The organism is Microcella sp., assembly GCF_033763155.1.
Lineage (GTDB): Bacteria > Actinomycetota > Actinomycetes > Actinomycetales > Microbacteriaceae > Microcella.
The window spans coordinates 1-5,361 of sequence record NZ_JANRKZ010000137.1 but is presented as its reverse complement, the minus strand read 5'-3'; the positions used below and the strand labels follow the sequence as shown (position 1 = coordinate 5,361).

At 63.0% G+C, this 5,361-nt stretch carries 9 protein-coding genes; all 9 read left to right on the top strand.

The genetic code is table 11. The features are described 5' to 3' along the window. Positions 1–227: 227 nt before the first annotated feature. Entirely contained in the window at positions 228–902 is a 675-nt protein-coding gene (locus SFU54_RS05785) for a hypothetical protein (RefSeq protein WP_319015343.1), read from the top strand. Positions 903–904: 2 nt separating this feature from the next. Further along, on the top strand, positions 905–1,474 hold the full coding sequence (locus tag SFU54_RS05780) for an ATP-binding protein (RefSeq protein WP_319015342.1): 570 nt from the start codon (positions 905–907) through the stop codon (positions 1,472–1,474). Then, positions 1,471–1,869, top strand: a complete 399-nt coding sequence (locus tag SFU54_RS05775) for a roadblock/LC7 domain-containing protein (RefSeq protein WP_319015341.1) — start codon at positions 1,471–1,473, stop codon at positions 1,867–1,869. Before SFU54_RS05780 ends, SFU54_RS05775 begins: the two co-directional genes overlap by 4 nt. Positions 1,870–1,929: 60 nt before the next feature. Next, entirely contained in the window at positions 1,930–2,289 is a 360-nt protein-coding gene (locus tag SFU54_RS05770) for a hypothetical protein (RefSeq protein WP_319015340.1), read from the top strand. Between the two features lie 184 nt (positions 2,290–2,473). After that, on the top strand, positions 2,474–2,710 hold the full coding sequence (gene rpmB, locus SFU54_RS05765; protein ID WP_319015339.1) for a 50S ribosomal protein L28: 237 nt from the start codon (positions 2,474–2,476) through the stop codon (positions 2,708–2,710). Next, positions 2,710–2,877 carry a 50S ribosomal protein L33 gene (rpmG, locus tag SFU54_RS05760; RefSeq protein ID WP_137737339.1) on the top strand — a complete coding sequence of 56 codons (168 nt, stop codon included), beginning with the start codon at positions 2,710–2,712 and terminating at the stop codon, positions 2,875–2,877. Before rpmB ends, rpmG begins: the two co-directional genes overlap by 1 nt. A gap of 3 nt (positions 2,878–2,880) precedes the next feature. Continuing rightward, complete coding sequence (rpsN, locus tag SFU54_RS05755) at positions 2,881–3,186, top strand: 30S ribosomal protein S14 (protein WP_255160588.1); 306 nt, start codon at positions 2,881–2,883, stop codon at positions 3,184–3,186. Positions 3,187–3,387: 201 nt separating this feature from the next. Next, positions 3,388–3,660: an HU family DNA-binding protein gene (locus tag SFU54_RS05750; RefSeq protein WP_319015338.1), complete on the top strand. Its 273-nt coding sequence runs from the start codon at positions 3,388–3,390 to the stop codon at positions 3,658–3,660. A 132-nt stretch (positions 3,661–3,792) separates the two neighbouring features. Further along, positions 3,793–5,361 (top strand): cytochrome c oxidase assembly protein (locus SFU54_RS05745; RefSeq protein ID WP_319015337.1); only part of this gene is annotated, 1,569 nt, incomplete at its 3' end.

Sequence of the window (5,361 nt, the reverse complement as noted above, 5' to 3'; positions counted from 1 at the left end):
GGCCTCTGACCCGTGACCCGAAAGTCTTCTTGTACGTCATTGTCGACAAGGCGCAATCGAACCTGGCAATGGCGCGCTACAAGGTCACTGAGTACGACGGCCGGTTGGTTTTGTAAAAGTGGGCATTCATTTGGTTGTTCGACTCGGCCGGCCTACGCTGAAGTTCTCACAGCGGCGTGACGTCGAGTTCGATCGTCAGCCGCGACGACAGTAGGCGGCAAGGACTCATGGCACAACAATCTGCCCACGGCGGCGACGACGGCCTGGTGAAGGTCGCGTCACCAACTGATCGCGTCGACAACGGTTGGGACGATGCGGCTCGCGCCGTCTATTCGGTGCGAAAAATTGATGCCCCCATGGGCATCATCTTGCAGCCCGACGCGCGCGCTCCCTACCTTCTCGACCTGCAGGGCAAGAAGTTCTACTCGACCGACGATCTCTCTGACTTCCCGACCCACCCCGTGCACGTGGGAGTTCAGACCTACGTGGTATCGGCGGACGACGTGTTGCCTCCTGGGCCAGGCCGCAATCTCGAGTTGCTGCTCTGGAATGTGGGGCGGAGCTCGTTCCACGGCGGACTCGCGCCCTGGCTGTCGCCCACTGCTCCCTATCGACTGACGGCGTGGCCCGACTTCACCGGGGTTTTTCACACGACGTTCCACTTGCGACTCACGGCTCACCTCGCCAATCACGTGTCGACGGTCAATGACCTCATCGAGCTTTTTCCGACGGATGCTGACTCGGTGCCCGGCGCCATGAACGCGTTTAGCCTCCTCGGCATTCTGGAGAGCATGCCCGCTCAGCCCGCTCCCGCACCGGCGGGAGAGCAGAGCGAGCCGAGTGAGCCCGTGAAGGCCACCGGTGGACTCTGGAGTCGACTTCGCGATCGGTGGGGCTTCTAGGCATGGCAGAACACGTCGTTCTGTTCACGGGACCGATGGGCGCCGGCAAGACCGCGGCAATCCAAAGCCTCAGCGACATCGATCCGGTGCGAACAGAAGCAGCAAATACTGATCGGGTAACCGCCGACAAGCCGACGACCACCGTGGCGCTTGACTACGGCGAGATCACGATTGGCCCCGACGAGAAGGTTCGTCTCTACGGCATCCCGGGTCAGACCCGCTTCGAGTTCATGTGGAAAGTGCTCATGAAGCGCGCGGTCGGCATGATTTTGCTCGTCAACAACGACAACCCCGACCCCATCGGGCAAATGCTCTACTTCATCGACTACTTTCATGAGCTGTACCAGCGGGGCGGTGCGGTTGTCGCGATCTCCCGTTCCGATGTGGGCGCGGGCCCGAGCCGTGAAGACTATTACGCTGCACTAGCGGCGGCTCGACCTGGATTGTCGATTCCGATCTTTTCGGTCGACGCTCGCAGCCCCGAGCAAATGAAGATCGCGCTTTTCTCGCTCATCCTGAACATTGAAAGCCGGGCGGCCTTGCCCGCTGGCTACGAGGGAACCCGTCGATGACCACAGCACTCCACCACAACGAAGTCGTCATTGCCCGCGGCGGTGCCTTGCTCGCTGAGCTCGACTCGGTCTGCACGTCGTTTCTCTATGCCGTTCTTGTGACCGATGATGGTTTTGAGGTCGCAAGCGTTTCGGGCTCTGACCACGAACGACTCGCGAGCATGGTGAGTTCGCTTCAGGCGCTCGCCGAGGGTGTTGCCGAAGAGCTCAAGATCGGCACATCAGAGTACGTCGTGCTCGCGACCGAAGACGGTCACGTCATTCAATTGCGCATCCCGCGCCAACAACTCGTCTTGTCGGCTGTCTTCAATAAGTCGGAGACCCTGGGCAAAGTGTTGTCGGCGTCGAAGAGCACGGCGGAACAAATCGCGGCAGTCGTTGAGGGCAATAGCTAAGTCGCGAACCACCACGCCGGAATCACTGACAGAAGACTCGAACACCTCAGAAAGGTTGTCGTGGCAAACGTAGACGAAACCCTCGCCGCTCTCACCGACCTCGCTGGCTCGAAGTGGGTCGCGCTGGTCGACAGCCAGTCGGGGATGATCTTGGGTCAGCGGGGCAGTGCCGCAGAGATCGAAGTGACGGCCGCTGGCAACACGGAGGTTATGCGGGCTAACCGGACGATGGTCTCGTCACTGGGCTTGAGCGACAAGATCGAAGACATCATCATCACGCTCACCGGGCAGTATCACATCATGCGCCCCATTGCCGCGGACCCGTCGATCTTCTTGTACCTCGTGCTGAATCGGGCCAAGGCCAACCTGGCACTCGCGCGTCAGAAGATCGTGAGTTCGGGCGATTCGCTCACCATCTGAGCCGCCCGCTGCGTCCCGCGCTTTGCGCTGACGTTCGCCACCCCGTACCATGGGGAGGTTGCGAGTTCTTCGCACACGTATGCCCTTCCCCGAGTTAACCCTTGGGGTCGGGCGTGCCGACAAGTGATCTTGGGTAGGGCATCCGTCTCGGAAGCTCTGCGGTAACCAGAACAGGAGTACACCCATGGCAGCAACCTGCCAGGTGACCGGAGCCGTTCCCGGCTTTGGCCACAACATTTCGCACTCACACCGTCGCACCAAGCGTCGGTTTGACCCGAACATCCAGAAGAAGACGTACTTCGTGCCGTCGCTTCGCCGCAATGTCACGCTGACCCTGTCGGCCAAGGGCATCAAGACGATCGATGCTCGTGGCATCGAGGCGGTCGTCAAAGACCTGCTCGCTCGTGGGGAGAAGATCTAGTGGCTAAGCAACAAGACGTTCGTCCGATCATCAAGCTGAAGTCGACCGCCGGCACTGGGTACACCTACGTGACTCGCAAGAACCGTCGTAACGACCCCGACCGCCTCGTGCTCAAGAAGTACGACCCGGTAATCCGCAAGCACGTCGAATTCCGCGAGGAGCGCTAAGTCATGGCGAAGAAGAGCAAGATCGCGCGCAATGAGCAGCGCAAGGTTGTCGTCGAGCGGTACGCCGCGAAGCGTCTCGAACTGAAGAAGGCACTCGTCGACCCGAACGGCACGGACGAATCGCGCGAAGCCGCCCGCAAGGGACTGCAGAAGTTGCCGCGCAACGCGTCGCCCGTTCGCGTTCGTTCGCGTGACGCCGTCGACGGCCGCCCTCGTGGTGTGCTGACGAAGTTCGGCATCTCGCGTGTGCGTTTCCGCGACATGGCGCACCGTGGCGAGCTGCCCGGTATCACCAAGTCGAGCTGGTAACACTCAGCACGTCAGGTTCTCGAGGAGGGGGCATTCCGTGAGGGATGCCCCCTCCTCCCGTATGTGCACCCAATCACCACTTGCGGCTCACCGGGCCAACGTGCCCGGAAACATGCGGAAGTACTGGTACCGTCGAGGCGGCTCGCGGTCAGATCACGATTGCGAACCGTCCCACCAACGTTGAGGTCCGAGGAGGACACCATGAACCGTTCCGAGCTTGTCGCGGCGATCGCCGCTGAGTCGGGCCTGAGCCAGGCTGATGTGAACCGCGCTGTCGACGCCCTTTTCTCGGTTGTCTCTGGCGCCGTCAAGAGCGGCACGAAGGTTGCTATCCCGGGCTGGATCTCGTTCGAGCGCACGCACCGCGAGGCGCGCACGGGCCGCAACCCCCAGACGGGCGAGGCCATCCAGATCGCCGCGTCGTACGGCATCAAGGTCAGCGCCGGCACCAAGCTGAAGGCTGCTGCCAAGTAGGTCAGCACCCACCAGCACCACGCTCGAAGGGCGGCTTCCCACAGTGGGGGAAGCCGCCCTTCGAGCGTTTGCAGGCGAGACGTGGATGCCCGCACCGAGCGCCCGCACAGCGCTGTCGCCTATCCTGGAGTCGTGACTGTTCTCGCCCGCACTGCGCGCACGACGCCCTTGCCGTGGGGTGCGCTGGGCGTGGGCGCACTCATCTCGGGAGCCCTTGTCGCCGTGCTCGCGGGCCTGGTGTTTGGGGGAGGAGCGGAGGCAGCGCTCATCGCCGATCCGGGGGCGGCCGTGCGCTACGGACTTCCGCTCGCGAAGCTCGCTGCCACGCTTGGTGCGGCGGGCGCGATCGGTGGCCTCATGCTGGCGGTGCTGGCACTCGCTCCCGAGCATCCCGAACACGGTCGTGCCCTTGATGTGGCTGCGGCGTCTGCTGCTGTCTGGACCGTGGCCTCAGCGGCGTCGGCGTTCTTCACATTTTTGGCCGCCTATCTCGAGCCGGTCGCGGTCGATGATCGTTTTGGGCGGCTCATCGCGGGATTCTTGACCTCTACCGAGCTCGGCCAAGCGTGGCTGACGACCATTGTCATGGCGGCGCTCGTGACGGTCTTGTGTTTCGCCGTCCGCGCCCCCGCGGTGCTAGCGGGGGTCGCGGTGTTTGCCATCGCCGCCCTGTGGCCTGTTGCCCAGACGGGGCATGCGGGAGGTACGGCCGATCACGACGCCGCGGTCACCGAGGTCTATCTGCACAGTGTCTTTGCGGCGATGTGGGTGGGCGGGCTGCTGACCATTGTGGTGACGCGGCGGGTGCTTGCCGAGCGGTTGCCCGTCGTGCTCGCTCGGTACTCGACGATCGCCCTCGTGGCCTTCATTGTGGTGGCGATTTCGGGGTTCGTGAGCGCACAACTGCGCATCGGAACCGTTGACGCCCTTGCGAGTGCTTACGGGCTGATTGTTCTCGCCAAAGTCGCAGCACTGATCGGCCTAGGAGTCTTTGGTGCCGTCTATCGCCGCCGACTCATCGGCAACCTTGAGCGAGATCATCGCCGACAGTCGACCCTGTGGATCCTGGTAACCGCCGAGCTTGCGCTCATGGGCATCGCATCCGGGCTCGCGACAGCCTTGGCGCGCACCTCTACCCCCGTTCCGCAGATTCCGGTCGACCAGCTCGCTGACCCGACCCCCGCTGAGATCCTCACCGGCTCTCCGCTCCCTCCGCCTTTCGAGGCGTGGCGGCTCGCGACCGAGTGGGATCTCAACCTGCTGTGGGCTCTTCTCGCGGGCTTTGGAGCGTTCTTCTACCTCGCCGGCGTTGCGCGGTTGCACCGGCGCGGCGACCACTGGCCCCTGCATCGCACGATTCTGTGGACACTGGGAATGGTGTTGCTCGTGCTGGTGACGAGCAGTGGGCTCGCTGTTTACGAGCGCTACTTGTTCAGCATCCACATGCTCGGCCACATGGTGCTCAGCATGGGTATTCCTGTGATGCTCGTGCTCGGGGCGCCCGTGACGCTGGCGGCACGGGCCATCCACGCTCGCAAAGACGGATCGCGCGGGCCGCGCGAATGGATTCTCGCGATCGTGCACTCTCGCTTCGCCGCCATCTTGGGGCACCCCATCGTTGCCTCGGTGGTCTTCGCCGTCTCGCTCTTGGTGTTCTATTACTCGCCCCTCTTCTCGTGGGCGGTGAGCGACCACCTTGGC